We start from the raw sequence: 236 nt of genomic DNA, 5'->3' as shown, positions 1-236 counted from the left end.
CTCCAACGCATCCCGGCGGCGCATGGAAGGCGCGCTGGATGCCAGCCTGGCGCGGCTGGGAACCGAGTACGTGGATATGTACCTCTATCACTGGCGCGGTGGCACCCCGCTGGCCGAAACCGTGGCGGAGCTGGAGCGCCTGCGCGAGAACGGGAAAATCCGCAGCTGGGGCGTCTCCAATTTCGACGTCGAAGATATGGAGGAGCTGGCCGCGCTGCCCGGCGGCGCGAATTGCC

1 protein-coding gene is annotated in these 236 nt (G+C 67.4%); it reads left to right on the top strand.

The genetic code is table 11. From position 1 onward, the window contains the following. Positions 1–22: 22 nt before the first annotated feature. A partial coding sequence (locus QP415_RS12950) for an aldo/keto reductase (RefSeq protein ID WP_285100346.1) occupies positions 23–236 on the top strand: 214 nt, incomplete at its 3' end.

Origin of the sequence: Pauljensenia sp. UMB3104, assembly GCF_030217285.1 — a bacterium.
GTDB lineage: Bacteria > Actinomycetota > Actinomycetes > Actinomycetales > Actinomycetaceae > Pauljensenia.
The sequence above is the reverse complement of the archived record's forward strand: the minus strand, read 5'-3'. Positions and strand labels throughout refer to the sequence as shown.